Source organism: Mycobacterium sp. MAA66 (genome assembly GCF_041261665.1).
Lineage (GTDB): Bacteria > Actinomycetota > Actinomycetes > Mycobacteriales > Mycobacteriaceae > Mycobacterium.
Genome location: NZ_JBGCCC010000010.1, coordinates 1 through 25910, shown reverse-complemented (window position 1 = coordinate 25910; position 25910 = coordinate 1). Strand labels below are relative to the sequence as shown.

At 65.7% G+C, this 25910-nt stretch carries 24 protein-coding genes and 2 tRNA genes; 12 read left to right on the top strand and 14 right to left on the bottom strand.

Going from position 1 to position 25910, the window contains the following annotated elements; all coding sequences use genetic code 11:
• The first annotated feature begins 124 nt into the window (after positions 1 to 124).
• Positions 125 to 403 (top strand): hypothetical protein, encoded by a 279-nt coding sequence (locus ABIA30_RS22400; protein WP_370069480.1) that lies wholly within the window; start codon positions 125 to 127, stop codon positions 401 to 403.
• 7 nt (positions 404 to 410) lie between these two features.
• Here the strand turns inward: ABIA30_RS22400 and ABIA30_RS22395 are convergent, their stop codons facing one another.
• On the bottom strand, positions 411 to 653 hold the full coding sequence (locus ABIA30_RS22395; protein ID WP_370069478.1) for a hypothetical protein: 243 nt from the start codon (positions 651 to 653) through the stop codon (positions 411 to 413).
• A gap of 170 nt (positions 654 to 823) precedes the next feature.
• Here ABIA30_RS22395 and ABIA30_RS22390 point away from each other — a divergent pair.
• Positions 824 to 896, top strand: a tRNA-Asn gene (locus tag ABIA30_RS22390).
• Positions 897 to 1338: 442 nt separating this feature from the next.
• The gene (locus ABIA30_RS22385; RefSeq protein WP_370069476.1) at positions 1339 to 1734 is read left to right on the top strand and encodes a hypothetical protein; all 396 of its coding nucleotides are present in this window, start codon (positions 1339 to 1341) and stop codon (positions 1732 to 1734) included.
• A gap of 75 nt (positions 1735 to 1809) precedes the next feature.
• Here ABIA30_RS22385 and ABIA30_RS22380 read toward each other — a convergent pair whose 3' ends face one another.
• The 5 genes from ABIA30_RS22380 to ABIA30_RS22360 all read right to left on the bottom strand — a co-directional run bounded on the left by ABIA30_RS22380 (position 1810) and on the right by ABIA30_RS22360 (position 6753).
• A complete protein-coding gene (locus tag ABIA30_RS22380) occupies positions 1810 to 2343 on the bottom strand; it encodes a DUF4232 domain-containing protein (RefSeq protein ID WP_370069474.1) in 534 nt (177 codons plus the stop codon).
• 57 nt (positions 2344 to 2400) lie between these two features.
• Positions 2401 to 3054 carry a hypothetical protein gene (locus ABIA30_RS22375; protein WP_370069472.1) on the bottom strand — a complete coding sequence of 218 codons (654 nt, stop codon included), beginning with the start codon at positions 3052 to 3054 and terminating at the stop codon, positions 2401 to 2403.
• A gap of 311 nt (positions 3055 to 3365) precedes the next feature.
• Entirely contained in the window at positions 3366 to 4184 is an 819-nt protein-coding gene (locus ABIA30_RS22370; RefSeq protein WP_370069470.1) for a sugar phosphate isomerase/epimerase family protein, read from the bottom strand.
• A gap of 474 nt (positions 4185 to 4658) precedes the next feature.
• A complete protein-coding gene (locus tag ABIA30_RS22365) occupies positions 4659 to 5501 on the bottom strand; it encodes an NmrA/HSCARG family protein (protein ID WP_370069468.1) in 843 nt (280 codons plus the stop codon).
• A 121-nt stretch (positions 5502 to 5622) separates the two neighbouring features.
• Entirely contained in the window at positions 5623 to 6753 is a 1131-nt protein-coding gene (locus ABIA30_RS22360; RefSeq protein ID WP_370069466.1) for a DUF3500 domain-containing protein, read from the bottom strand.
• A gap of 187 nt (positions 6754 to 6940) precedes the next feature.
• Between ABIA30_RS22360 and ABIA30_RS22355 the strand changes: the two genes are divergently transcribed.
• Positions 6941 to 8665 (top strand): helix-turn-helix domain-containing protein, encoded by a 1725-nt coding sequence (locus ABIA30_RS22355; RefSeq protein WP_370069464.1) that lies wholly within the window; start codon positions 6941 to 6943, stop codon positions 8663 to 8665.
• Positions 8666 to 8681: 16 nt separating this feature from the next.
• Here ABIA30_RS22355 and ABIA30_RS22350 read toward each other — a convergent pair whose 3' ends face one another.
• On the bottom strand, positions 8682 to 9245 hold the full coding sequence (locus ABIA30_RS22350; protein WP_370069462.1) for a pyridoxamine 5'-phosphate oxidase family protein: 564 nt from the start codon (positions 9243 to 9245) through the stop codon (positions 8682 to 8684).
• A gap of 149 nt (positions 9246 to 9394) precedes the next feature.
• On the opposite strand from ABIA30_RS22350, the gene ABIA30_RS22345 reads away from it, so the two are divergent.
• Together ABIA30_RS22345 and ABIA30_RS22340 are read left to right on the top strand one after the other, a co-directional pair.
• Entirely contained in the window at positions 9395 to 10588 is a 1194-nt protein-coding gene (locus ABIA30_RS22345; protein ID WP_370069460.1) for an FAD-dependent monooxygenase, read from the top strand.
• 53 nt (positions 10589 to 10641) lie between these two features.
• Positions 10642 to 11130 carry an LppP/LprE family lipoprotein gene (locus ABIA30_RS22340; protein ID WP_370069458.1) on the top strand — a complete coding sequence of 163 codons (489 nt, stop codon included), beginning with the start codon at positions 10642 to 10644 and terminating at the stop codon, positions 11128 to 11130.
• A 5-nt stretch (positions 11131 to 11135) separates the two neighbouring features.
• Here ABIA30_RS22340 and ABIA30_RS22335 read toward each other — a convergent pair whose 3' ends face one another.
• Both ABIA30_RS22335 and ABIA30_RS22330 read right to left on the bottom strand, forming a co-directional pair.
• Entirely contained in the window at positions 11136 to 13073 is a 1938-nt protein-coding gene (locus ABIA30_RS22335; protein ID WP_370069456.1) for an acyl-CoA dehydrogenase, read from the bottom strand.
• A gap of 52 nt (positions 13074 to 13125) precedes the next feature.
• Positions 13126 to 13572: a MarR family winged helix-turn-helix transcriptional regulator gene (locus ABIA30_RS22330; RefSeq protein ID WP_370069454.1), complete on the bottom strand. Its 447-nt coding sequence runs from the start codon at positions 13570 to 13572 to the stop codon at positions 13126 to 13128.
• Positions 13573 to 13647: 75 nt separating this feature from the next.
• Here ABIA30_RS22330 and ABIA30_RS22325 point away from each other — a divergent pair, with 75 nt between their 5' ends.
• The gene (locus ABIA30_RS22325; protein ID WP_370069452.1) at positions 13648 to 15672 is read left to right on the top strand and encodes a DUF2232 domain-containing protein; all 2025 of its coding nucleotides are present in this window, start codon (positions 13648 to 13650) and stop codon (positions 15670 to 15672) included.
• On the top strand, positions 15669 to 16508 hold the full coding sequence (locus ABIA30_RS22320) for a CbiQ family ECF transporter T component (protein ID WP_370069450.1): 840 nt from the start codon (positions 15669 to 15671) through the stop codon (positions 16506 to 16508). The genes ABIA30_RS22325 and ABIA30_RS22320 overlap by 4 nt, the downstream gene beginning before the upstream one ends.
• A gap of 95 nt (positions 16509 to 16603) precedes the next feature.
• Here ABIA30_RS22320 and ABIA30_RS22315 read toward each other — a convergent pair whose 3' ends face one another.
• From ABIA30_RS22315 to ABIA30_RS22300, 4 genes are all read right to left on the bottom strand, one after another.
• On the bottom strand, positions 16604 to 17851 hold the full coding sequence (locus ABIA30_RS22315) for a DUF222 domain-containing protein (RefSeq protein WP_370069448.1): 1248 nt from the start codon (positions 17849 to 17851) through the stop codon (positions 16604 to 16606).
• Positions 17852 to 17960: 109 nt separating this feature from the next.
• Positions 17961 to 19280 (bottom strand): sugar ABC transporter substrate-binding protein, encoded by a 1320-nt coding sequence (locus ABIA30_RS22310; RefSeq protein WP_370069446.1) that lies wholly within the window; start codon positions 19278 to 19280, stop codon positions 17961 to 17963.
• Entirely contained in the window at positions 19277 to 20089 is an 813-nt protein-coding gene (locus tag ABIA30_RS22305; protein ID WP_370069444.1) for a carbohydrate ABC transporter permease, read from the bottom strand. The genes ABIA30_RS22310 and ABIA30_RS22305 overlap by 4 nt, the downstream gene beginning before the upstream one ends.
• Positions 20076 to 20948, bottom strand: a complete 873-nt coding sequence (locus ABIA30_RS22300) for a carbohydrate ABC transporter permease (RefSeq protein ID WP_370069442.1) — start codon at positions 20946 to 20948, stop codon at positions 20076 to 20078. The genes ABIA30_RS22305 and ABIA30_RS22300 overlap by 14 nt, the downstream gene beginning before the upstream one ends.
• Positions 20949 to 20997: 49 nt before the next feature.
• Between ABIA30_RS22300 and ABIA30_RS22295 the strand changes: the two genes are divergently transcribed.
• The 3 genes from ABIA30_RS22295 (at position 20998) to ABIA30_RS22285 (ending at position 24766) form a co-directional block, all read left to right on the top strand.
• A complete protein-coding gene (locus ABIA30_RS22295; protein WP_370069440.1) occupies positions 20998 to 22518 on the top strand; it encodes a TldD/PmbA family protein in 1521 nt (506 codons plus the stop codon).
• Positions 22515 to 23885: a metallopeptidase TldD-related protein gene (locus tag ABIA30_RS22290; RefSeq protein ID WP_370069438.1), complete on the top strand. Its 1371-nt coding sequence runs from the start codon at positions 22515 to 22517 to the stop codon at positions 23883 to 23885. Before ABIA30_RS22295 ends, ABIA30_RS22290 begins: the two co-directional genes overlap by 4 nt.
• A 71-nt stretch (positions 23886 to 23956) precedes the next feature.
• Positions 23957 to 24766, top strand: a complete 810-nt coding sequence (locus ABIA30_RS22285; RefSeq protein ID WP_370069436.1) for a carboxymuconolactone decarboxylase family protein — start codon at positions 23957 to 23959, stop codon at positions 24764 to 24766.
• Positions 24767 to 24772: 6 nt separating this feature from the next.
• On the opposite strand, the gene ABIA30_RS22280 is transcribed toward ABIA30_RS22285, so the two are convergent.
• Positions 24773 to 25576 (bottom strand): acyl-CoA thioesterase, encoded by an 804-nt coding sequence (locus ABIA30_RS22280; protein ID WP_370069434.1) that lies wholly within the window; start codon positions 25574 to 25576, stop codon positions 24773 to 24775.
• A gap of 155 nt (positions 25577 to 25731) precedes the next feature.
• On the opposite strand from ABIA30_RS22280, the gene ABIA30_RS22275 reads away from it, so the two are divergent.
• Positions 25732 to 25805 (top strand) — tRNA-Ile (locus ABIA30_RS22275).
• The last annotated feature ends 105 nt before the right edge of the window (positions 25806 to 25910 follow it).

Here is a 25910-nt window from a genome sequence, read left to right as displayed (position 1 = left end):
CGGACAAATAGTCCAACTATGGCGAGAAGATCCGGCCATTTCGTCGATCTCGGCGGGTCCGCGCCGGCCTGTCACACGTTATGGTGAAGGGGCTGTACCGACCAGGTAGGGGAGAGAAGCCATCATGACCATCCGAGCATCCCGGCTCTGCGCCGCTGGAGCACTGGCGGTCGCTGCGGTGGCCGCACCCATCGCGGTGGCCCTGTCGGCCGGCCCGTCCGAGCACGCGGTGGCCGGTAAGTGCCTGGCTTGGATCGGCAACAAGGACGACGGCAACTGTGTCGGCCAGTCCAATGGTCAGCCCGTGACGGCGGGAACTCCGTGGGGCGTCTGGGGACCCAGCGGCGGGATCAACTCCGGTCCGCTACTGCCCGGGCAGTCCTGGAACACCCCGATCAACTGACCGTTTTCTAGTCGTCGACAGACTCGGGGTGCAGTACCGCGGTCTTGGAGTCGATGGCAGTCAGCCGGACCATGTTCGGGTCGGGTGAAACCTTGTCGGCCAGCTTGCGCCGACCCGCATCCAGAATCGCCTTTGTCTTGGGGCTCTCGGTGATGGCGCGATACGTGCCGGCGATCTGCTCATACCGGCGACGTCCGGCTTTCGCTCCCAACACATAGCCGACGGCCATAACGGCGACGGTGCGGATCACGGGGACCCCTCCCTGACGAAAAATGCTTGGCTCCATCCTGCCTCACGATCGATGCGGCGCGCTGCAGGCGGGTGGGCTTACGCAGGTTGTGCACCCGATTCCAAGATTCGGCGGGTGGTGCGCTAGAGTCTTGCTTCGGTTCAGGGACAACCTCCCGGAGCCGAAAGTAGTCCCCTGTAGCTCAATTGGCAGAGCTCCCGACTGTTAATCGGGCGGTTATTGGTTCGAGTCCAATCGGGGGAGCTCACAGCTAGGCCAGAGGTTTACGCCTCTGGCCTGTTCTCGTCTCCGGGGCCTGTATCCCGTATTTTCCCGTAAACCCGACCGCGGCACGGTGTGAACTCCGGCGTTCTCGAAACAGCGTGCCTCCCTTGTCCCAGGCCGTCGCACCTCAGACCGCCCTGAGAGCCTTGCCAGTAATCCTGAAATATCACGGTGGGAGGTCTGTCGGGTCAAGACTGTTCGGCATCACCTTTCGGAAGGGAGCCGGGGAACGATGACGCAACAGCTGAGATGGCCCCACCACATCGGACGGTTTGCGACGATGGCTGTGTTCGCCGTGCTGAGTGCGACCGCCTGTCAGGGTCACGGCACCACGCCGAGTGGTCAAGGGGCCGGCCCGTCGCCACAGGTCTCCAGCGGAACAGTCGTCGCAACCCCAGTCAGCCAGGGCGCGCCTGGGTCGATGACGACCGAACCTGGCGGACCGCCGATGAGCACTGGCTCGATCGAACTCCAATCACGGGCCGCCAATGCGGGTCTTACTCAAGTCGGCGTGGACGTCTTCCAGCTCGCCGCGAACCCACCAGCGGGCATGCCGCCGCAGCTGACGTTCAATTGGGCTTATAGCGATCAGGGCCAACCGGCAACCGCCGGTGCCTGCACGGTCACCGCCGAACTCACCGGCCCGCAGAATTATGACCAACAGCAGCGCAGCACCGATTGTGTAGGCAGTCCCGCATCTGCGTTCGAGGTCACAGTTCCGGGCATTTACGGCATTTCGGTGGAGATCACCCCGCCCGGTGGAGGTAGTCCCACGGCGGCGACGAGGACCGTTACGGTTCAGGGCAGCCACGGTTGAAATGCGCGGTCTTCGCGCGCCATGGCAGCATCAGTGCTGGTCCCGCAGAAACGACTGTGCCGGTTCGCAGCGAAGCTAGGCGTTGTGAAATGGGCCGATGTGCAAGGTGGTGTACTTCGGATTGGCGCATGCAATGCCAGCGGGATCGATGACGAGGGAAGCAGATTGGTCCGGCGGCGAGACTCGTAGTCCGCCGGGCGGAGTGGCATCGCAGTCGGCGGGCAAGTTCGCGGGGTCCTCAATCCCAAGTATCGCCGAGGCGGTTTGGCCGGGTGACAAGGTGATGGTGGGAAGTGGGCCGGTGTCCTGGTCGGCGGCATGGCCGATCGGGTGGTTATCGTCGCCGGCGACGAATGTCACGCCGGCGTAGCCCTGAATGGTGCAGGTAGATGTGCTGGTGTTACTCAGGTTGAGTGAATATTTGGTGGTGCCGGTAGTGCCTTGGGGCTCACCAAGTTTGGCCTCCAACTGGGCAGTAGCGCAGTGAGACTCCGACGCCGTCGTGCGTGCGCTCGTCGAGGTGCTATTGGTACTGGCGGTGTTCGATGAGCTGCAGCCGGCCAGGGCAAATATCAAGCCGACAGTGAGATCCAGCCGGCGAAGCTTCATTACATCCTTCCGGCGATGGTGTGCGGTTTGACGGTAGTTACTACGCCGCGCGCACCCCTACCAGGGCGGATAGGCCCATCCGGACAGCGTCCAGGAGCCAAGGTTCGGAGCGGGCAGGATCTGCACGTTGTGGCCGTCGCCGTAACCGGGCGAAAGTCCTTGCACGCCACCGGAAACATAGGTGTTGTCGCCGCGCGAGATGTCGACGTGACCGCCGTCGGGTCCGTTGGAGAACACCAGTGCGCCGCGTGGGATGGGCATTTCGTGATGTGCCAGCCCACGGTCGGCCAGTGACTGGTAGAAGTACAGCGCTGCGTCGTGAGCGATACCGGTGCTGGTAGTGCGCCCGTATGCGGCGTCAACGAAGTCTTCGCAGCCGTAGGGCCCGAAGACGTCGGTCCCCAGCATGGTCTCGGCCACCGCGACAGGATTGCTCGGCGCGCCGGCGGTGTCCGGGTCGCCAGGGTCGGCGTCGGCATCGGTTGAAGCGTCCGAGATGGCGGTGGAGGCTGCGACGGCGCCCGTGGTGGAAGGCCGAGGGCCGACGCTCACAACTTGCTTCTGTGCTTGGTCGGCGAGCTGATACGACGGTTTGGAGCAGCCCGGCCCGACAGGGGTGCCGTTGACGGACGCGCAGACTGCGTGAGCGACGCCGGCCGGACCGAGCCCGGCGACCGTCATGGCGCAGGAAACCAGGGCGCTACCGAGCACCCGGGTCCTGCGCCTGATGCCAGTCTGAGGGTGCCGAGCGTATGCGCAGCGAGTTGCTCGATCACGTCCGCCGTTCAAGATTCCCCATCACCACCTAGGTCTTTTCCGGCAGGACGACTCCGCGCCGCTTGCCGAGCAGCCTAAACGCCGCACTCCGACGCCGCTGGGAGCGCACGCTGTACGTACAGGCAACCGACATGCAATGCGGAGGGTTGTGAGCGTCGTCGATCATCGCTCTGGTTGTGCTGTGGCGCCCTGCGGCTGTCGGCGCTCAGACCGCTGTCGGCGTGTGACGATTCGTGACCCCGCCGTCAGCGGGATACCGCGTTCATCAGCGCGCGTGCCGCCTCGACGCAGGGGCGCAGCCGGTCGATGGGAGTGGCGCCGGACAGCGCCAGTGAACGTCTGGGCACTTCGAGTCCGATCACGACGTCGCCGGGAAGGGCGGCGACGATATCGGGCAGGGGCAGTTCGCCCTCTCCGGGAACCATGCGTTCGTACATGGCTTCCTCTGCGTAGTGGCGGCTGCCAGGCTTGAGTGTGGTATCGGCGAGTTGCGCATAGCCGATCAGACGTGGGTCCACGGCGCGCAGGTCCTGGGCGCTGGATCCGGACCGCACCAGGTGCATGGTGTCGATCAGCAATCGAACGTCGGGGCGTGCGATGTGGTTGAGCGCGGCCAGTGCGGTGGGCAGGTCGCCAACGGTGAGGCCGGGCACCGGTTCGATCACCGTCTCGATCTGCCGCTGCGCCGCAAGTTCCGCGAGCGTGGCGAACTGGTCGAAGGTGTGGTTGAGGTCCGCGTCGAGGCTGACCGCATTGATCCGAGGCACGCCTAGCTCGGACAGGACATCGAGATCCGCGCAGAACGAGCGCATGTCGGCCCCGGGCAGCGCGATGAATCCGTCGCCTAGTGAGATTGTCACCCCGCGGTGATCCATGGCGGCCAGGATGTCTTTTCGCAGGGCGACGTCGTCCCGCAGCGAGAATGCCGGATAGCCGAGTGGTACCAATGCGACGCTGTGTAGGAACAGCGTGATGTGGTGGCATCCGAGGTCTGCGGCAAGCTCAATGAATTCAACTGGTGGCAAACCGAACACGCTGAGGGCCTCGATACCGAGTCGATCCATACCCCGCGACCGACCTTTCCTGAAACCGTCGAGAGTGAACGTGTCGCACGACCGCGAGGTGGATGTCTTTCCCGTATGGCGGCTCTCGGCATTAAAGCAACTCGATGACGGTGTCGGAGGCTGAATGCTCCGGAGGGTCGGCGCGCTTTTCTAACCAGCTCGTCAATAAGCGACGTGCGGCGCTGGGCCCGGCGGTAATCTGGCGCTCTACCAGTCGAGATCGGCGGGATGACATGGTGCCATCGATATTGAGTTCACCTATGTGCGTTGCGGCCTTGGTGTGCGCGGCGGCGGTGGTGGGTGCGGCTCCAACTGCGTGGGCCGACAACTCGATCGTGTGTGAGCCGGGCCAAGTCATGGTCGACGGGCAGTGCCACGCGCCACCGAATCAAGACAACAACCATGCCGGCACAGGGAGTTCCGGTTCAGGAGCCGGTGGCCATAGCGGCGGTCACGGGCACTGAACCAGGTGAACTAGCCCTGGAGGGTCTCGTCCAGCCAGTCCTCGAAGCGCTGCCAGCCGACCTCTGGGTAGGTCTGTCGTAGACCGACGATGTCTGCGCTGTAGCCGTGTTCAGACAGGTACGTGAACATCGCCCGCATGTCGGGAGAGTCGATCTGGGCCGGGTCCGGCGTGGCGAGTTCTATTGGGTGGCCGAGTGTTCGGTGCAGCGCCATGACCATCTGGCGCGGCGTCGGCGCGTCGGATGCCACGTCGACGCGCGCTCCGATGAAGCGCAGGGGATCGTGCAACACGGTGGCGACGAACCGGCCGAAGTCGTTGCGGGACAACTGTTGTAGCGGCATGTTGGGTGGAATCGGCAGGGTGAACCGGCCCGCGCGCAACTCGTCGAGGCCGCCGAGCAGGTTGTCGTAGAAGTACGTGGGACCGACGATGGTGTAAGGCACGCCGGAATCGGCGAGCGCTGCCTCGATGGCCGCCTTGCTCTCGAAATGTGGAATTCCGGTGTGCTGATCGGCGCCTCCCACCGACGAGAAAACCAGATGCGGTACCTGAGCTTTCTCGGCCGCGGTAACCAGGTTCAGGCCCTGCTCCCGTTCGGCATCCGGACCGTCCTCGAACGGGGTGGTGACGGCGAAAACCCCGGTGACCCCGGTCAACGCGTGGGCCAGCGCCTCGACATCGTCGAGATCGGCGGCGAGGACCTCGACGCCGGTTTGCGAAAGATGTTGGGCACGTGCTGAATACGGATTTCGCGTGATCGCCCGGACCTGCGATCCGCGGTGCTTGAGGGCGGCGGTGACGGCGCCGCCGGTCGCTCCGGTTGCACCGATGACGGCGTATCTGGCTGGCAACTCACACTTCCTTTCAGTGCGCGTCGATGCGCACCACGCCGGTGTGCTCTGGTGAGTCTGCGGGCAGCGCGGGATCGCGACATCAGTCGGGTGACTGGCCGCTTCGGCGAGGGCGATCTGATTACTGCAGCCGCGGCGTGCCGTGGAACTCGGCATGGTGACGCGCGAGGACGTCGTCGCCGAAATCCCCACTGGGATCCCGCCATACCGTGTGGATGTGGTTGACCTCGCGCTGGGTGTTGTCGTATTCGGCCAGCAAGCGCGGGCCCTGGAGTCGGTAATAGTGCGGCTGACCCCGCTCGACGCCGCCGGCCCAGGCGAAGTGGACGGAGTCGAGTTTGGCGCCGGCAAATTTCTGGGCCTCCCGGTCGGCGAGTTCCTCAGGGATCCTGCCGATGAAGACGTCGAGCACGGCGCGCAGCAACTCTCGTTGACCGTCTGACATCGCCGACGCTGCAATGCCTTTCGGAGCAGTCGTCAGACTCACCGCGCGATGATGCGCGGGCAGCAAGCCGGCCTGGACCTCCGACGTGTCGTGCATGGAGTGGACCAGATCGTGCAACCGAGGATCGGTGAACGGCTCGCGCCAGACATCGGGCAGCCCCATCATCATGTCGCCCTCGTGCAGATGGGGGCGATTGCCTCCGACGATGTCCACCGGGGCGACCGGACTGATCAGCGCCTCTGCCACCTGGCCTTCGTCCAGTGACCGAACCAGCTCGCGCGCAAGGTCTTCGGCCGCCCCGAGTGGCCGGAGCAGGTGTCCGCCGAGCAAGGGTGATTCGGCCGGATCCGCGCCGAGGAAGCTGGGCGAACTGGCGATCACCTGGCCGTCACGTACCGAATGCTGGACCGAGATGTGATGACCGCCGAAGCGCCACGACCACGGGCCCTTCAGATCCGGCTCGCCGAAGATCTTCAGCCAGTACATCTGCGGATCCCTGCCGCGTTCGCGTCCCCAGTCCGCTTGCCAGTTCTCGACCTGGTCGAGGACGTTCTCCAGTCCCATGATGGTGGTCGCGGTGACGTAGCCGGGTTTGGACAGGCCGGTCGCGACCAACTGCATGGCACGGCTCTGCTGTGTGGGTCGCATCCGCGCCAGTGGCAGCCCGCCGTGATCGGTGGGGGTATAGAACCAACGGTGGCGTTCCTCATCCGATGGCCACGGTGAAACCGCTTGGCTGAGCTGTTCTCCGGAGAGGCCGGCCATCCACGCTCGTGCCGCCTCAACCATGCGTTCCGCGGGATTCATGGGGCCTCCAGGTGCGTTCGAGTGCGGTGATACCTCCCCGCTCGTTCACGAACCCTACGGAGCGCCACCCGACCCTGGACTGTGTGAGAACACAGCATGTACGGTCTTCATTGTGTATCTACCCAAGGTTTTTGGTTTGACCCGTCAGTGAATCGGGGCCGGCGTGCATAGCTATACGAGCAACGAGATGCGGCGGTGGCTCGGCGGGGTGGGTGACTTGGCGGCGGCGGTCAACGCCTCGACACCGCTACCGAAGCTGCTCGACCTCATCGCCGAAACCGCTTGCACGCTGACGGGGTACGAGGCCAGCAGCGTGCTGCTGGTCGACGAAGATCGCCACCGGCTGTACATATCGGGTTCGTCCGGGCTGTCGGTCGAGTACGTCGCAGAGGTCAATGAGCGCAGGACGATCGCCATTGATTCGGGTCCGTTGTCGGGTGGGCCGTCGACGTGGGCCTTCCGGTCCGGCGAGCCCGCGATCGTGCCCGACATTCTCGCCGACCCGTCGTTCGCGCCATGGGCCTGGCTGGCCGACAACTATGGGTATCGGGCGATGGCCGCAGTACCGCTGCTGGTGGACCGGACGCCTGTCGGCACGCTCAACTGCTACCGCACCTCGGTTCACGACTTCGGCCCGGACGAAGTCGCGTTGCTCTGGACCCTGGCGAACCAGGCCGGCACGGCACTGCAGAGTTCCCGCCTGATCAACTCGCTGACCGAGCAGCGCCGGTTGTTGGAGCAGTCGGAGTGCATCCACCGCGAACTGACCGAAGTGGCGTTGCGCGCCGGGGGAGTGCAGGGAGTGGCCGAGGCCCTGGCCCGGCTGCAGCGCCGTCCGGTACTGGTCACCGACGCTTCTGGTGCCATCGCGGCCAACGCCGCTCACGAGGGGGTGCAGCTGGCTCCGGAATCCATTGACACAGAACAACTCCCGGACGTAATCGGGGAAACGGCACAAGGGAATCGGGTCACCGCGCCGGTGTGGTTGGGGCGCGAGGTGGTCGCCCGGTTGTGGCTGCCGGGGCGCTTGGCCGATATGTCCGAACTCGACCGGCGCGCATTGGAACACGCAGCCGTGGTGTGTGCGCTGGAGTTTCTACGGCAGCGCACCGCCACCGATGTCGAATGGAGCCTGCGATCGGACCTGCTGGCCGATTTTCTGGCGGGGGCCACAGCGGACGCGTTGGGCACCCGCGCCAGGGCGCTCGGACACGATCTGACGCGCGCCCACACCGTGATTGTCGCCGCGGCCGATGGCAACGGCGGCCCGGGGCGCACGCGGTCGTTGCTGTCGACGGCGCGGGCGGTGGCCGCGCAATGCGAGCCGCGGCCGCTGGTGACAAGCACCGGCGGCGACGTCCTGATGTTGTGGCCCGAGGGATCTCGCGCCGAATCCCCGGGCCAGGCCGCCGAACGCGTTCGCCATGCCGTCAGCCGCCTGGCGCGAGCCCAGACCGCGACCGTCATCGTCGGTCACCGGTGTGAACGTCTGTCCGATGCGCGGGCTGCGATGGGAACCGCCCGTGCCGCAATGGAATTGGCGCGGCTGCGCGGGTCCGATCGGGTCGTGACGCTGCCCGACCTCGGGGTCTACGGGCTGCTGCTGCAGCTGAATGACCCGCATGAGCTCGTTCGGTTCTCGGACCACACGCTGGAGGCCTTGCGCAGGTATGACGAGCGCAAGAACGCCCAACTCGTTGCGACGGTGCGGGCGTATCTCGATCAGGGAATGAGCGTAGGCCGCACGGCGACAGCACTTTTCGTGCATCAGAACACCATCGGTCTGCGCCTGAAGAAGGTCGAAGAAATCGCGGGGCTGTCCCTTCAGCAGCCGGAATCATGGCTGCAGCTCAAGCTCGCGTTGATGGCCGCCGACGTGCTCGGTGGTGTGCAGCCTGCCGTGCCGGACTGAGTCCGTCAGCAGTCACTCACGGCTTGCCGAACGTTGCGACCGAGTCGACGGTGAATTCGAACAACACCCGGCGCTCGTCGCGGCTCGGGTCGCGAAACGTGTAGCCGCCGCCGGTGCCGAGGTACTTCTGGGCCATGCGGTCGATGTGTGCGGTGACCAGGGCGCCGTCGTCCGGGTCGTCCTCCGAGATCTGGCGCGCCACAGTGGCTTTGACGCTCATCCAGTGGAATGGGTTGGAGGGATTCATCAGCATGAAGGTGACATGCGGGTTGTTCTGCAGCCACTGCACCTTCTTGCGGTGAGAAGCCAGGTTCAGCAGCATCCGATCGCCCTCGTAGTCGACCCACACCGGGGAAAGATTCGGGCGTCCGGCGCCGCCCATCACCGAGATCACCGCGGTTACCGGACCGTCGAGTAATTGCTTGTAGATCGGGTCGAGGTCGTCCAATCGGTGGAGCTGGTCGCGGTCACCGACCTCGAACTGTCCGGCCTGAACGCCGTCGGCGATATCTCGGATCTTCGCCACACCGATGGCCATGTCTGCCTCCAAGGTCGTGGTGCCGGTAACTGTTATCGGCACCGTGCTTCCCGACGCTAGTGCGCCGCCATCGGCATTTGACTGGGATGTTCCACAGTGTTTTTCCATATTCCTATGTGTTCTCACAACCACTTGCGAGGCCGCTTGGCGCAGAGTTGGAGCATCAGCAGACGTGCCAAGGAGGTTTGACCATGCAGTCCTACATCGGTTCACGGGCCGTCGTCGTCGGCGGCTCGATCGGCGGGCTCACCACCGCACTACTGCTCCGCGAGCTGGGCTTCACCGTCGACGTGTTCGAGCGGACACCCACCAACCTGGAGCACCGCGGCGGGGGAATCGTCCTGCAGCCGATCATGATGAAGTGGTTCGACGGCCACAGCACGCGTCAGATCGAAGAGCTCAGCACCAAGAGCTCGCACGTGCGCTATCTGGGTCAGGACAACGAGATCCTGCATGACGAGGCGATGCAGTGGCGCTATACCTCGTGGGATACCGTCTACCGCGCGCTGCTGAGCGACTTCGGTCACGAGCACTACCACCTGGGTGAATCCTTCGTCGGCTTCAGTCAGGATGCCGACCGCGTCGAATTGCGATTTGCTTCTGGCCGAAGGGAATCCGCCCACTTGGTGGTGTTCGCCGACGGCATCAGTTCGACCGGCCGGCGGCGCCTGTTCCCAGACCTGACGCGGCAATACTCGGGCTATGTCGGCTGGCGCGGGACGGTGCGTGAGGACCTGGTGAGCGATGAGACGCGGGCCATCCTTGCCGATTCCTTGACCTACAGCCTGGGCCAGAACACGCAGGCCATCACATACACGATCCCCGGTATGGACGGTGAGCTCGAGGTGGGCAAGCGGCTGCTCAACTACGTCTGGTACCGCAACGTGGCCGACGGTCCCGAGTTGAACGAACTCACCACCGACGTGCGCGGATTCGAAGCGCCGGTGTCGCTGCATCCTGGTGGTGTTCAGCAGCGCTTCATCGAGGAGATGAAGGCAGCCGCTGTCACCGAGCTCGCGCCGGCGGTGGCCGAGGTCGTGGTCGGCACCGAACAGCCTTACCTGCAGGTGGTGTTCGACACTCGCAGCCCGGCGATGGCCGACGGCCGGATCGCCATCGTGGGCGACGCCGCGTTCGCAGCCAGGCCGCACGCGGCAGCGGGCTCGGCGAAGGCCGCCGCCGACGCGTGGGCTCTCCATGACCAGCTGGGGAACCACGACGGCGGGATCGTCGAAGCGCTCAAGCGGTGGGAGCCGGGACAGCTTCAACTCGGCAATCAGCTCGTCGACCGGGTGTCGGCCATGGGCGCCCGCTCGCAGTTCACCAACGACTGGGTTCCCGGCGACCCCGACCTGCGTTTTGGTCTGTATGGTCCCGGCATGTGATGGCGTGACGCCAGACCGGTACGTGCGGTCGAGGCAGTCCGTACGCTGACACCATGCGTCCTACCCGCGTCACCACAGCACTCACCATCACTGCTGTGTCGGCGCTGTTGGCCGCCGGTTGCGGCTGGAGCCCCAAGGCTCCGCCGCCGGCCGGCCCGGACACCTGCACCACTGCCGACGCCCCGAACCCCGAGGTGGTCACCGCGGCGGTTCGGGCGCTGCCATCCGGACCATGGACGGTCGTAGGTAGCGGCCACACGTCGAACTGTGCGCTGTACTGGGTGCAGGTCAGTCCGCTCAAGCACACGCCCGACAGCCCGCAGCAGGTGTTGTTCTTCAACCACGACGCCGCGCTGGGCTCGCCGACCCCGAACCCGCGGCCCTACATCACCGTGACCAACGCCAGTGCCGACTCGGTCAATGTGCAGTATCAGTGGCAGCAGGCGAACGACAAGCCCGGTCTGCCAACGGGTATCGGCAGCGTCGAGTTCACCGTCGACGGCGGCAAGCTCAAAGCGCGCGGCCCGATCCCGGGGCCGTAGCGCGGTCAGTCGGCGGCAGCGATGAGCTCCGGGTGCAGCATCTCGGCGTACCGCAGCTGCTCGGGAATCCCGAACCCGTCGACCAGGGTTTCGGCGAATGGCCGCAGCCGTCGGCAGAGGTCGTTGATGCCCCGGGTCACTGCCTTGGCGCGTTCGGTGGACAGGTAGCGGTGCTCGACGTACCAGGCCTTGTCCTTCTCGATCACCGACAGCGCGTACAGGTCGCACACCAGCGACAGTAGTTTGCGTGCCTCTCGGTCCTGACAGGATTCGATACCGGCGACGAAGGCCTCCAACACAATTCGATCGATATGGCCCGATGCGGCGTGCAGCACGTGGTCCTGCACCGAGTTGAACGCGTCGAATGGCGAGAGCTCCTTGGACTTGGCCTGCAACCGGCGTGCCACTGAGCTCAGCAGGTACTCCTCGCGGTCCTCGAACATCTTGATCTGGGTGCCTCGGTTGAACAGGCTGCCCTCTTCCTCGTTGTCCTGACGGCTGTCCAGCACGGTCTGGATGATCGTCTCAGCCGCGGTACGCTTGACCACTCGGTCGCCAACGGTGTTGGCGGCGAAGCGAACCCATTCAAATGGGCTCATACCCTTGATGTCATCGGCATAGGCGGTCAGCAGTTCCTTGGCCACCAATTGGGTCAGCACATGGTTGTCGCCTTCGAAGGTGGTGAAGACATCGGTGTCGGCGCGCAACGCGATCAGCCGATTCTCGGCCAGATAGCCGGCGCCGCCGCAGGCTTCGCGCGCCTCTTGAATGGCGTGTGATGCGTGCCAGCTGTTGGCGGCCTTGAGCCCGGCGGCGCGGGACTCAAGCTCGCGTTGCTCCTCGGCGTCGGGCTGGTCGGCGGACTGTAGTTCTTGCATCTTGGCCACCAGCTCGTTCTGCGCGAACTGCAGCGCGTAGGACTCGGCGATCAGCGGGAGCAACCGGCGCTGGTGTACCAGATAGTCCATGATCAGCACCTCTTGGTCGGACTTAGGTGCCTCAAATTGCCTGCGCTGCAATGCATACCGGGTTGCGATGTCCAGCGCCACCCGCGCCGCCGCGGCCGAGCTGCCGCCGACGGTGATGCGTCCGCGGATCAGGGTGCCCAACATGGTGAAGAACCGCCGGCCGGGGTTCTCGATCGGCGAGCTGTACGTGCCATCGGCGCTGACGTCGCCGTAGCGGTTCAGCAGGTTCTCGCGCGGCACCCTGACGTGGTCGAACATGATCCGCCCGTTGTCCACACCGGGTAGCCCGCCCTTGTATTCGCAGTCCGAAGTCGTCACCCCGGGCAGGTCATTTCCGTCGGCATCGCGGATCGGCACCACGAAGCAATGCACACCGTAGCTCTCGCCGCCGGTGATGAGTTGGGCAAAAACTGCGGCTACCCGCGCGGTCGCGGCCGCTCCACCTATGTAGTCCTTGCGCGCAGTCGGGGTTGGGGAGTCGATCACGAACTCCTGCGTAGCCGGATCGTAGGTGGCGGTCGTCTCCAGCGACTGCACGTCACTGCCGTGGCCGGTTTCGGTCATCGCGAAGCAACCCAGCAGGTCCAGGTCGATGATCCGCCGGACGTACGCGTCGTGATGACGTTGAGTGCCCAGGTTCTCGATGGCTCCGCCGAACAGACCCCACTGCACGCCGGCCTTGACCATCAGTGACAGGTCACTCATGGCGAGCATTTCGATGCGGATCACGGCCGCGCCGAAGTTGCCCGAGCCACCGTGGGCCTTGGCGAAGCCATCCTCGGCGACACCGTGGGCTGCCATGATCTTGAGCTGTTCGTTGACCTTGGTGCGGGCGATCGAGGTGATCGGCGTGTAGTGCGGGCGAAAGATCTCATTCGAGAGTTCCTGGCGCATCTTGTTTTTCACGTCGCGCCAGCGACCGTCGAGGGTGTTGCGCAGGTGATCGGACAGGGTGGCCTCGGTGGACTGCGTCATGGCCCCGACGCTAGCCGGTCCGATCCGCCGATGGGAGGGTCCTGCAGAACTTTCAGCGGCGCTGTTCGGTGGCTGCGGCCAGCAGCCTGCGCATGATGGCGACGGCGGAAATCAGGGTAGCCCGGTCGGTGCTGTCAAGCTGCTCCAGGTAGGGGTCGACGGCGCCGCCGCGGTCGACCCGGACCTGGGCCAGGGTGGCCACGCCTGCCGGGGTGATGCTGATCAGCACGGCGCGGGCGTCCTCGGGATCGGCGGAGCGGGCCACCAGGCCGGCGTCTTCGAGTCGATGCACCTGGGTGGTCATCGTCGGTTGTGAGGAGTGATCCAGCGCGGCCAGGTCGGAGATTCGCGCCATGCGCTGGTCCTCGATGGTGGACAGCAAGCGGGCCTGGGCGAACGGTATGGACAGTCGCACGCGTTGATTGGCCAGCCGGTTCAGTCGCGCGACCACCGAGAGGAGGTCGGCGGCGAGCGTCGCATCGCCCGCGGGTTCAGGCATGGTCGTCATGATTGCATAGATCTTCTATGTAGGCGACACCGGTGAGACGCAGCTGATGACTGGCACTATTGAGAAATGACCGTAACCGGCACGCCACGTCACGCCGGTGCCCTGCATCCTGGTGAACTCGCGCAGGCGGCCGTCATGGCGGCGCTGTGCGCGGCCACCGCGATCATTGCCGTCGTCGTACCGTTCGCCGCGGTTCTGGCCATGCTGGGCACCGTGCCGATGGGTTTGCTGGCGTACCGGTATCGGCTGCGTGTACTGGTGGCCGCCGCCGTCGCGGGCTGCACCATTGCGTTTCTGATCGCCGGACTCGGTGGCTTGTTCACGGTCGTGCACACGGCCTACATCGGCGGACTCACCGGCATTGTGATCCGTCGGCGCAGTGGCCGTCTGATGGTTGCCGCCTCCGCGGTCGGCGCTGGCGCTGTCTTCGGTGCGCTGGGCGTGCTGTTCCTGTTGGCCGTGTCGCGTCCCCGCGAATTGATGTTCGCATCGATGACCGCCAACATCGACGGCCTGGCCAACTCGCTGGACAAGATCCCTGGCATGCGCGACAGCGCCGAACATCTGCGGTCCGACTTCGCCACCATGCTGCACTACTGGCCGGTGCTGATCGTCGTTGCCGTGGTCATCAACTCGGTGATCGTGACGTTCATCGGATGGTGGGCACTGTCTCGCGTGCTGACTCGGCTGTTGGGCATCCCCGACGTCCACAAGCTCGACGTCGACGGCGTCTGCGCCGCCGCGGCGCCGGTTCCGGTCCGGCTCGATGACGTCAGATTCCGGTACCCGGGTACCAGTCATGACGCGTTGGGTCCGGTGACCATGACCGTCGACGCCGGCGAGCATGTCGCCGTCACGGGCGCCAACGGTTCCGGCAAGACGACGCTGATGCTCATGCTGGCCGGGCGTGCGGCCACCGCCGGCACCATCGAGCGGCCGGGAGCGGTCGGTCTGGGCCACCCCGGCGGCACGGCCGTGATCATGCAACACCCCGAGAGTCAGGTCCTGGGCACCCGCGTGGCCGACGACGTGGTGTGGGGGTTGCCGCCGGGACACCCCACAGATGTGGAGCGCTTGCTGGCCGAGGTGGGCCTGGACGGACTGGCCGACCGCGATACCGGCGGGCTGTCCGGCGGTGAGCTGCAACGCCTGGCGGTGGCGGCCGCGCTCGCGCGTGAACCCGCGCTGCTCATCGCCGACGAGGTCACCAGCATGGTCGATCAGCAGGGCCGCGACGGGCTCATCTCGGTGCTGTCCGACCTGACCCGCAACCATCAGACCGCACTCGTGCACATCACGCATTACAACGACGAGGCCGACGCCGCCGACCGGGTGGTGCGCTTGTCCAGCCATGCCGACAACATCGAAATGGTCCAGACCGCATCGGTGCCGATCGCCTCCGAGGACGAACCGCGCGGGTCGGTCGTGCTGGAGCTACAACACGTCAGCCATCAGTACAACAGTGGAACCCCTTGGGAATCAACGGCTCTGAGTGACGTCAGCTTCACCGTGCGCGAGGGTGAGGGTCTGCTGATCCACGGTCTCAACGGATCTGGCAAGTCGACCTTGGCCTGGATCATGGCCGGATTGACCGTCCCGACCAGCGGCAGCTGTCTGCTCGACGGTGCTCCGGTGTCCGAACAGGTTGGCGCCGTGGCGATGTCGTTCCAGGCCGCCCGACTGCAGTTGATGCGATCGCGGGTGGGTCGGGAGATCGCCTCGAGTGCCGGGTTCTCGCGGCATGACCGGGCCCGTGTCGCCGAGGCGCTGGCCATGGTGGGCCTTGACCCAGCCCTGGCCGACCGCCGGATCGACCAGCTCAGTGGCGGTCAGATGCGCCGGGTGGTGCTGGCCGGATTGTTGGCCCGACGGCCCCGGGCGCTGATCCTCGACGAGCCGCTGGCCGGTCTGGATGCCGACAGCCAGCGCGCCTTGGTCTCGTTGCTGGCCGAACTGCGGCACACCACCGGCCTGACCGTGGTGGTGATTTCGCACGACTTTGCCGGGCTCGAAGAGCTGTGCCCGCGGGTGCTGAATCTGCATCGGGGTGCGTTGGTCGAGGCACCGATCACGGCGGGAGGCCGCTCATGACGGCACCCACGACGCGCCAACGCCGATCGGTTGTGCTGCTGCGACCGGTACCGGGGGACTCGGTCATCCACCGGCTGTGGGCAGGCACGAAGTTGACCGCGGTGGCCTTGATCGGCGTGGTCCTCACCGTATATCCCGGCTGGATTCCGATCGGGTTGGTGGCGGCGTTGGTACTGGTGACCGCCAGGCTGGCGCACATTCCGCGCAGTGTGCTGCCCGGAGTACCTCGATTCTTGTGGATTCTGCTGGCGCTGGGCGGCGCCACCGCGGCGATGGCCGGCGGGTATCCCTTCATCACCGTGGGCTCGCAGGTTTTCGGCCTCGGTGGACTGCTGAAGTTCTTTCAGATCACCCTGCTGTCGATCGTGCTGTTGGGACTCGGCGCCTTGGTTTCCTGGACCACCAATGTGGCCGAAATCGCGCCTGCAGTAGCCACATTGGGCGGGCCACTGCGCCGGTTGCGCATACCCGTAGATGAGTGGGCGGTCACGCTGGCGCTGGCCTTGCGGGCGTTCCCGATGTTGATCGAGGAATACCGGGTGCTGTTCGCGGCCCGCCGACTACGGCCGCGTCGGCAAGCGGCGGGCCGTCGGCAACGTCGGCGTCAGCGTGCGGCGGAGATCGTCGACCTGCTTGCCGCAGCCATCACCGTGGCGTTGCGCCGTGGCGACGAAATGGGTGATGCGATCACCGCTCGTGGTGGGGCCGGCCAGATTTCGGCGTACCCCTCCCGACCCGGCAGGGCCGACGTGGTGGCGTGGGTGATCGTGACCGCGATGTGCGTGCTGTCGGTGTGGGTGGAAGGGTTCACCGCGTTGACCACCAGCGCGCTCTAGTGCAAGCGTGAGAGGTACACCCGGAGGGCGGGTCCAGCCGCGAATTCCCTTGTCGGCCAGCCTTCTCCGTCCCGCCGTATCGCGGGAGAATCCGTTTAGTTTGTGGACGGTGGTGGTGGGTGGAATGGTTGGTACCACCACCATTGGGCGCGTTCGCCGGTGGGTCCGGGGCATGGTGGGACGTCGGGTGGTGGGGTGGTTGGTGGTCGGGCCAGTGAGCTGTTGGTGAGTTGTTGTCCGGTGGTGTCGGTGACGATGAGTTGGTCGGCGGGTCCGGTGATGGTGATGGCGCCGCGGTGATGCAACCGGTGGTGATACGGGCAGAGCAGTACCAGGTTGTGTAGGTCGGTGGGTCCGCTGTCTTCCCAATGGGTGATGTGGTGAGCGTGCAATCCTCGGGTGGCCCCGCAGCCGGGCACGACACAGCACCGGTCCCGGTGTTCGAGCGCGCGGCGCAGCCGACGGCTGATCTGCCGGGTGCCACGTCCCGCACCGATCGGTTGCCCGTGGCGCTGCAGCCACACTTCGCAGGTCGCGTCGCACAGCAGCAATCGGCGCTCGTCGTCAGTGAGCAGCTGGCCCAGATGAAGTGCAGCAGAAGACTTGTCAACATCGACATGCACCACCACGGTGGTGTGTTGCCCGTGTGGGCGCCGGGCGACATCGGCGTCCCAGCCGGCTTCGACCAGACTCATGAACGCATCGACGGTGTCCGGGAACGGCGGCGCCTGCTCCGACACGGGTTCGTCGGTGTCGTGGTCGCGTTTCCAGTCGGCGATCAGCGCATCGTGATGGGACTCCAAGCCGGCCTCGAATGTCGCGGCCTCCAGCTTCGGTAACCGGATCCGCCAGGTCGTGTACTCATCGCCGATCGTCTTGGTGATCGAGCGCTGGGGTTCAGGCCGGGGATCGGGGTCGGGGCGTGGTTCGAGTTTGATGGCGGTGCGCAACTGGTTGACGGTAGCCACCGCGGCCATTTCGGCGTAGTGCGCATCGGAGCCGTCTGCTGCGCGTTCGGCGATCACCCCGACCTGATCCAACGACAGCCGGCCGTCGCTCATCCCGTCGAGGCACGCCGGGAACTCGGCCAGGCGATGCGCGACGGCCACGATGGTTTCGGCGTTGTGTGGTGTGACCCCGGTTTTCCACGCGACCAACGACGGCAGTGACCGGGCACCGGTAGCGCCCCACAGTTCGTCACGTTCGATCTCCGCGACGATCTGCACCAGGCGCCCGTCGATCGCGTTGCGCTGACCGGTCAGCTCCGCGATTTCCTCGAACAACACCTCCAGCCGCTCACCGGGGTGCACCCCGGCGGCCAAAGGTGTTGCGGTGGTGGACATGACATCATCATCGCAGAGGGGTACGACAAATTATGGCCGCGATAAACCGACACAGACACCACTCGTCTCATGGGGTGTTCGCGACGCCGCAACAAGGCTGAGACGGGCACTAACGTCCGGCGGCGGCGTTGGCGGCCCGTTGCGCCTGGGCCAGGCTGGAATTCACGTCGGCACGGCCCAAGAACATCTCGTCGAAATAGGGTTTGATGGCCCGGAATCCGGCGGGAAAGCCGGCGCCCCCAGGGGCTTGGAGATGGGGGCCGTCCAGCACCCGGAAAAACGGGTCGACGGAAATGTGTCGGCGCGCCCAGTAGTCGAAATAGACGCGCTGTGCGCCCAGCACCGCCGGGATGGCCGAGCCGGTGGCTCCCAGGAAAGCGTTGCCGTCGGCGCTGCCCATCCAGTCCAGTACAGCGCGTGTCGCCTCGACGTGGGGGGTTGCCGAGTTGCCGGCTGCGGCAACGCCATTGGTCACACTGACCCGACCGTGAGGTCCGCTCGGCATCATCGCCACGCCCCAGTGGAATTTGGCCTGATCGGCGATCGCCGCCAAGTTGTACGTGCCCGATTGGAACAGCGCCATCCGCCCGGCCAGGAACTGGTTGCGGGAGAAGTCGCCGTTGTCGTTGGTATCCGACGCAGCGGGCGATACGTGGTCGACGTTGATCAGCCGCACCAGGTAGTCGAAAGCCGCCCGCGCGCCGGGGTTGTCGAAGGCGAACCGGTCCCCGTCGGAGAAGACGCCGCCGGCGGACCCGATGTAGTTCAGGTAGATGCCCTGTAAGTCATTGGCCGCGTTGTAGCCCCACTGCTTGGTCTGTCCCGCCTCGAAGCCCGGGGCGTCGGCTCGAATGCCGTTGCGGTCCAGGGTCAGTCGGGCCAGCAATGGCCGCAGCGTGTCGTCGCGGCCCGGGGACCAGTGCAGCGTCGCCAACGCGGCGGGGTCGACGCCGGCGGCGGCGAGCAAGTCGGCGTTGTAGTACACGGCGATGCCGGCATCGGTCAGTTGCGGCACCGCGCGCAGCGCGCCTCCGCGGGTGAACTGTCGTACCACTGATCGGTCCCAGTTCGGGGCATGGGGGGCCAGCGGTCCCAGGTCGAGCAGCCGGCCGGTATCGGAATACGCGGCGAGGTAGGCGTTGGACAGCCAGAAGATGTCATCGGCGCCCCCGCCGGCGACGTCGGTGCGCAGGCTGTCGAAATACGACGCGTACGCCACCACATTGACCCGCACCTCGATGTCCGGATGGCGGCGTCCGAACTCGGCGAACGATTCGCGGTACGCAGTAGCGACCTGCTGGTCCCACAGCCGCACCGTGACAACGGTTTTGCCCGCGTGCTCATCGGATCGGCCCAGCAGTACCGCAGCCACCAGCAGTGCGACCATGGTGACCGCCACGGTGATGATGAACCGGGTCGAGAACTTCATTTGATGCCGGTCAGCACGATCGACCGGACCACGTGGCGGCCCAGGAAGCCGAACATCACGACCAGCGGCACGATCGCCACCGTGGTGGCTGCCATGACCACCGTCCATTGGGCATCGAACTGGGACTGTAGGCCGGCGGTGGCGACGGTTAGCACCCGCCACCGTGAGCCGCTGGTGGTCACGAGCGGCCACATGAAGCTGTTCCACTGGGAGACAACGGTGATCAGCGCGAGCGTTGCCAGGATCGAGCGGCTGGCCGGCAGCACCACGTGCACGATCACATCGGCTGTGCTGGCGCCGTCGACGCGGGCGGCGCGAATCAGGTCCGCCGGAATGGACCGGAAGTACTCGCGCAACAGGAAGATCGCGTAAGGCGAGCCGAACATGAACGGCAAAACCAACGCCCAGAAGGTGTTTCGCAGGCCGGCTTCGGCCATCATCAGATACAACGGCACCACGGTGACCGTCGCCGGAACCATCAGAGTTGCCAGATACAGCCAGAACAACACGTCTCGGCCGGGAAAGTCCAGCCGGGCTAAGGCGTAGGCCGCGGTCACCGAGAAGGTCAACTGGCCCAACAAGATCACCGCGGTCATCAGTGCGGTGACGATGGCGGCGCGGCCGAATCCGGCATCGGCCAGGCCGGTGTAATTGGCAAGGGTCGGCGGATGCGGTAGGGACAGCGCCGATTCGGTGTTGAACTGGCGCGCCGAGGTGAACGACGTGAGCAGGCCGAGGCCGAACGGCAGCAGGGTGATCGCGGCGCCGATCACCAGTGTCGCGTAGATGAGGCCGTTACGTGAGGTCATAGCTGACCCGGCGACGGAAGTAGAAGTGCTGCACGGCGGTGACGCCGAGCAGCAGTGCGAACAGGATCAGGGCCATCACCGCGGCCCGACCCACCGCGGCACTGCCAAAAGCCTCGGTGTAGATGCGATGCGCCACCACATCGGTGCGGGCCCGTGGTCCGCCGCCGGTCAGGGCATACACCGTGTCGAAAACCTGTGCGGCGCTGACAATTCCTGTCACGAGGACGAAGAACAACGTGGGGCGCAACATCGGCAGGGTGATGTGGCGGAACCGCTGCCAGCTGTCCGCGCCGTCCAGCCGGGCCGCGTGCTGGACGTCGGTGGGGATGGCCAGGATCCCAGCCAGGAAGAACAACGCCACGTAGCCGACGTTGGTCCATACCGTCACCGCCGAGACCACGGGCAGCGCGAGCGTGGGGTCGGTCAGCCACTCGACGCGATGACCGAGCACGGTGCTGACGGCCCCGTCGGTAGGAGACAGGATCCACCGCCACAGCACCGCGATCGCCAGTGGCGAGCAGATCCAGGGCAGTACATACAGAGTACGGAAGAAGCCGGTGCCCGGCAGGCCGCGGGCCAACATCAGTGCCGCTGCCAACCCAAGGACGGTCTGCACCGGCACCACCAGTGCGACGAAGGCCAGGGTGACCAGTAGCGACCGACCGAAACTGGCGTCGGTCAGTACCGAATGCCAGTTGTCCAGGCCGATAAAACGGATCGGCCCCAACAGGTCCCAGTGCTGCAGGCTGAGCCAGCCGACCACCAGCATCGGCAGCAGCAGAAAGAGCACCACCCCGAACAGGCTGGGCGCGAGCAGTGCATAGCCCGTCACGGTGTCCCGAAACCGGCGGCGCTGCACATTGCCATTAAAGCGTGGTCATTTCGGCGCTGACTACTACGGTGTAGCCGTGACTGCGCTGCGACGGGTTGACGCCGACTTTCTGGCGTTGCCGCGCCACCAGCTGGCCGAGGCCGCCATATCGGCCGCGCTGGCTGCCGGCGCGAGCTACGCCGACCTGCGGATACACCGCATCACCACCGAAATGATCCAGCTGCGCGACGGCGAACTGGAAACTTCGGTGGTGACCCGCGAGATCGGCCTGGCGGTACGGGTCATCATCGACGGCACCTGGGGCTTCGCCTCACACGCCGAGCTGGACCCCGCGGTGGCCGCCGAAACGGCCCGGCGTGCGGTCGCCGTGGCGGTGTCGTTGGCGCCGCTGAATGCCGAGCGCATCGAGCTGGCGCCCGAGCCGGTATATGCCAACGTATCGTGGATATCGGACTACCGCATCGATCCGTTCGAGGTGCCGGCCGCCGACAAGATCGCCGTACTGGCCGAATACACCGGACGGCTGCAGGCCGCCGACGGGGTCGACCATGTGTCGGCGGGTCTGCACGCGGTCAAGGAGCAGGTGTTCTACGCCGACGCATTCGGTTCGGCGATCACTCAGCAGCGGGTCCGGGTACTACCGACGCTGGAGGCCGTGGCCGTCGACACCGCGGCCGGCACCTTCGAGAGCATGCGGACGCTGGCCCCGCCGACTGCCCGCGGCTGGGAGGCCGTCGCCGGGGACGAGGTGTGGGACTGGACAACCGAATTGGCGCAGTTGCCGTCATTGCTCGCCGAGAAGGTCAAGGCGCCCAGCGTGGCTGCGGGCCCCACCGACCTGGTGATCGACCCGACCAACCTGTGGCTGACCATCCACGAATCGATCGGGCACGCCACCGAATACGACCGGGCCATCGGTTACGAGGCGGCCTACGCCGGCACCTCGTTCGCCACCCCGGACAAGCTGGGTACCATGCAGTACGGCTCACCGATCATGAACGTCACCGCCGACCGCACCGTCGAATACGGACTGGCGACAATCGGATTCGACGATGAAGGGGTACGCGCCCAGAGCTGGGACCTCGTGCGTGACGGAGTGTTCGTCGGCTACCAGTTGGACCGGGTGTTCGCACCCAAGCTGGGGGTGGCCCGCTCCAACGGCTGCTCGTACGCTGACTCGCCGCACCACGTACCGATCCAGCGGATGGCCAACGTGTCACTGCAACCCGGCGCCGAGGAGCTGAGCACCGAAGACCTGATCTCTCGGGTCGAAGACGGCATCTACATCGTCGGTGACAAATCGTGGTCAATCGATATGCAGCGGTACAACTTTCAGTTCACCGGCCAACGGTTCTTCAAGATCACCGACGGCAGGTTGGACGGCCAACTGCGCGACGTCGCCTACCAGGCCACCACCACCGACTTCTGGGGGGCCATGGAAGCTGTTGGCGGACGGTCGACTTGGAGACTTGGTGGCGCGTTCAACTGCGGCAAGGCCCAGCCCGGGCAGGTGGCCGCGGTGAGCCACGGTTGCCCGTCGGCGCTGTTCCGCGGCATCAACGTGCTCAACACGCGGACTGAATCGGGGCGCTCATGATCACCGCACCGCAGGTCGTCGAGCAGGTGCTGGCCGAGGCCAAACGCCGCGGCGGTGCCGACGAGACCATCGTGCTGGTGACGGACCGGTCCACCGCGTCACTGCGATGGGCCCGAAACTCCATGACCACCAACGGTGAATCGGTCAGCCGGGAAACCACGGTGATCTCCATCGTCCGGCGCGGTGATAGCGCGCAGGTCGGGTCGGTGAAGTCCAGTGAGGTCGATCCCGGCACCATCGCTGGATTGGTGGCTGCCTCGCAGCAGGCCGCGCAGTCGGCGCCCGAGGCCCGCGACGGTGCCCCGGCGCTGTCGGGCCAGGAATGCCCGGACGATTGGGAAGAACCGTCGGCCCTCACCGGTGCGGCCGTATTCGGCGGTATTGCACCACGTTTGGTTGACGGGTTCCACGGTGCCGATGCCCTCTACGGGTTCGCCCGCCACGAGCTGGATACCACCTACCTGGCGACCTCCGGCGGTATTCGACGCCGGTTCACCCAGCCCACCGGTTCGGTGGAGATCAACGCCAAGCGTGGCGGCGCCAGTGCCTGGTCGGGGGTCAGTACCGCAGATTTCGTCGATGTGCCGATCGATTCCATGCTCGAGGATCTGTCACTGCGGCTCGGCTGGTCCGCTCACACCGTCGAGCTGCCCGCCGGTCGGTACGAGACGCTGATGCCGCCGTCCACAGTGGCCGACATGATGATCTATCTGAGCTGGACCATGGACGGCCGCGGTGCTCAAGAAGGCCGCACCGCATTATCGGCGCCGGGCGGCACCCGGGTGGGGGAGAAGCTCACCGACCTGGGGCTGACCTTGTACTCGGATCCCGTTGCGCCAGGCCTGGATTGCCAACCGTTTGTCGCGGCGTCTAGTTCTTCGGAGCGGGTCTCGGTGTTCGATAACGGTCTGGACATCGGTCGGGTGGACTGGATTCGGGACGGGACGATCAACGCGCTGGCCTATCCGCGGGCCGCGGCAAGGGAATTCGGCGCTCCGGTGGCGGTGCCCGCCGACAACCTGCTGATGACCGGCGGCACGGTCGACCTGGCCGACATGATCGCCGGTACCGAACACGGACTGTTGCTCAGCACCCTGTGGTACATCCGCGAGGTCGATCCGGCGGTGCTGTTGTTGACCGGATTGACCCGCGACGGCGTGTACCTGATCGAGGACGGTGAAGTGACCGGGGCGGTCAACAACTTCCGGTTCAACGAGAGCCCGCTGGATCTGCTGCGCCGCGCGACCGAGGTCGGCGTCAGCGAGCACACACTGCCCCGCGAATGGGGTGACTGGGCGACCCGCGCGCAGATGCCGTCGCTGCGGATTCCCGACTTCCACATGTCGTCGGTCAGTCAGGCGCAATAATCGGGGTCTAAGGCGAGCGAAGCGACGGGAAATCCGTCCAGGGCGAGCGAAGCGACGGGAGAAAGATCACTGTGGAGCCTGTTGGTCTGCTGACTCAGCTGATCGCCGTCAACCCTGATCCGGCGCTGAACACGTTGGTGCGCCGGACCTGTGCGGAGGCACTGTCGCTACCGGCGCTACCCAGTGAGGGTGCGCCGCTCGACGATCGAGAGCTGGCGTTGTTCGCCGAGCAGTTCAGCGTCGACGTATCGGTGCTGTCGCCGCAGATGCGTGCGGGGTTCTTGGCGGCTTTCGGCAAGCGGGCCTTCCAGGTGGCTGTGCTGACCTACATCGCCGATTTTGTGCCGCGGGTGCGCGCCGGCTTTGCGGCGTTGGGCCTGCCCGGCATTACCGACCCGGGGGGCTGGGACCACGACACCGATCCCGTGGATCTGCTGCTGAATCACTTCGCCGGGACCGTCGGCGCGCTGCGCGGACTGGACCCGGTGACCACGGAGTTGGTGCGGCTGCGCGGCGCGGCCGCGCACAACTGCCGAGTCTGCAAATCGCTGCGCGAAGGTGCGGCCCTGGATGCCGGCGGTAACGAGTCGCTCTATTCGGACATCGAGGTCTACGAATCCTCGGTGCTGCTCGACGAGCGGCACAAGGCCGCGCTGCGGTACGTCGATGCACTGGTGTGGACGCCGTCCGCGATACCCCCTGAGGTCGCCGCTGGTGTCCGTGCGCACTACTCAGATTCCGAGGCCACCGAGATCACCCTGGATGCCATGCGCAACGGGATCAACAAGATCGCCGTCGCGCTGGGCGGCGACGCACCGCGGGTGGCCGAGGGGACCGAGCGCTATCTGCTCGGAGTAGACGGCCAGCCGGTGTACTCCTGAGCGCCTTCAGCCCTTGAAATACACGATCTGATGGGAGCTGGCCAGCAGCGCGCCGTCGCGGGCCCAAAGATGTGCGCTCTGGTCGAAATATCCGTCTGAGAAGCGATCGGCGTGTGCACTGCCCAACACGAAGTCGCCGCCCAGTTTTTCGAGCTCGTGCCCGTTGGCGTGAAAGTACGTGGTCAGCGAGATGGTCCCCGCCGGGGTGAATTCGCCGCGCCGCAGGTACACCCGCGGATAGAAGATGTCGCACATTGCTGCGAGCGCGGCGAAATCGATGCCGCGCTGGTTCGCATCCCGCACCCACAACGTCGACCTCGACGACTGATTGGGCCCGGAATGTTCTGTCGGGAAAGGGTTTTCGACGTACCGCGTGTCGTATCGGCTCATCCACACCAGCGGCGGGCCGCTGGTGGCGAGCCCCTCGGGCGGCGGCGCGGTCGGCATCCGGGTCTCGTTGTCCGACCACGTGTCTCGACGGATGCCGAAGACCATGGTGGCCGTTGTTTTCACGTCGTCTTGTTGGCTGAGTTCGGCAATCCAGTGCTGGTTGGTGCGGTTGGTGCGGGCGGGTTTGAGCGAGATGTCGAACTCGCCGTCGGTGATGGGCGCCGCGAAGTTGACAGTGAGGGCCAGCGGTTCACCGATGCGGTCCGGCCGCATCTCGACCGCACGCAATAGTGTCGCCGCAGTGATCCCGCCGAACGGGCCGACCATGTTCGCCCATTCCGGCTGGGTTTTGCCGCGCATGCTGGTGTCATCGACAGGCTGCAATTGCAGGGCCTTGTCGAACGAGTGAATGTCGGTCACGCCCAACATGATGCCTCGTGTTGGTTGGGCGTCAGCAGTCGAACGGCGCCATGTGCACCGCCAGCGTCATGCCGCAGCGCCGAGCGAGTCCAAAGCGACCAGTCCGTTCTTCGGCTGGGGCGGCATGCGAACATAGTGGCCGCATTCGTTGCGCTGGGGCGGTAGCTCAGTTGGTCAGAGCCGGGGACTCATAATCCCTTGGTCGCGGGTTCGAGCCCCGCCCGCCCCACTTCAGAGCATGTATGACGTCGGGTGATGCTTGACGTTTCGTCTCCGGCTGATGGCTGACAGGGTTTCGGCTGATGCTTTACACCTGCTTCGGTTGATCCTTGAC

What these genes read in the sequence shown, in the direction of transcription:
- ABIA30_RS22335 (WP_370069456.1), bottom strand. Translation starts at nt 13,073, where the DNA reads ATGACGCAGTCCACCGAGGCCACCCTGTCCGATCACCTGCGCAACACC.
- ABIA30_RS22355 (WP_370069464.1), top strand. Translation starts at nt 6,941, where the DNA reads ATGCGGCGGTGGCTCGGCGGGGTGGGTGACTTGGCGGCGGCGGTCAAC.
- ABIA30_RS22345 (WP_370069460.1), top strand. Translation starts at nt 9,395, where the DNA reads ATGCAGTCCTACATCGGTTCACGGGCCGTCGTCGTCGGCGGCTCGATC.
- ABIA30_RS22340 (WP_370069458.1), top strand. Translation starts at nt 10,642, where the DNA reads ATGCGTCCTACCCGCGTCACCACAGCACTCACCATCACTGCTGTGTCG.
- ABIA30_RS22315 (WP_370069448.1), bottom strand. Translation starts at nt 17,851, where the DNA reads ATGTCCACCACCGCAACACCTTTGGCCGCCGGGGTGCACCCCGGTGAG.
- ABIA30_RS22370 (WP_370069470.1), bottom strand. Translation starts at nt 4,184, where the DNA reads ATGGATCGACTCGGTATCGAGGCCCTCAGCGTGTTCGGTTTGCCACCA.
- ABIA30_RS22290 (WP_370069438.1), top strand. Translation starts at nt 22,515, where the DNA reads ATGATCACCGCACCGCAGGTCGTCGAGCAGGTGCTGGCCGAGGCCAAA.
- ABIA30_RS22330 (WP_370069454.1), bottom strand. Translation starts at nt 13,572, where the DNA reads ATGCCTGAACCCGCGGGCGATGCGACGCTCGCCGCCGACCTCCTCTCG.
- ABIA30_RS22320 (WP_370069450.1), top strand. Translation starts at nt 15,669, where the DNA reads ATGACGGCACCCACGACGCGCCAACGCCGATCGGTTGTGCTGCTGCGA.
- ABIA30_RS22385 (WP_370069476.1), top strand. Translation starts at nt 1,339, where the DNA reads ATGACGACCGAACCTGGCGGACCGCCGATGAGCACTGGCTCGATCGAA.
- ABIA30_RS22310 (WP_370069446.1), bottom strand. Translation starts at nt 19,280, where the DNA reads ATGAAGTTCTCGACCCGGTTCATCATCACCGTGGCGGTCACCATGGTC.
- ABIA30_RS22380 (WP_370069474.1), bottom strand. Translation starts at nt 2,343, where the DNA reads ATGAAGCTTCGCCGGCTGGATCTCACTGTCGGCTTGATATTTGCCCTG.
- ABIA30_RS22325 (WP_370069452.1), top strand. Translation starts at nt 13,648, where the DNA reads ATGACCGTAACCGGCACGCCACGTCACGCCGGTGCCCTGCATCCTGGT.
- ABIA30_RS22400 (WP_370069480.1), top strand. Translation starts at nt 125, where the DNA reads ATGACCATCCGAGCATCCCGGCTCTGCGCCGCTGGAGCACTGGCGGTC.
- ABIA30_RS22305 (WP_370069444.1), bottom strand. Translation starts at nt 20,089, where the DNA reads ATGACCTCACGTAACGGCCTCATCTACGCGACACTGGTGATCGGCGCC.
- ABIA30_RS22360 (WP_370069466.1), bottom strand. Translation starts at nt 6,753, where the DNA reads ATGAATCCCGCGGAACGCATGGTTGAGGCGGCACGAGCGTGGATGGCC.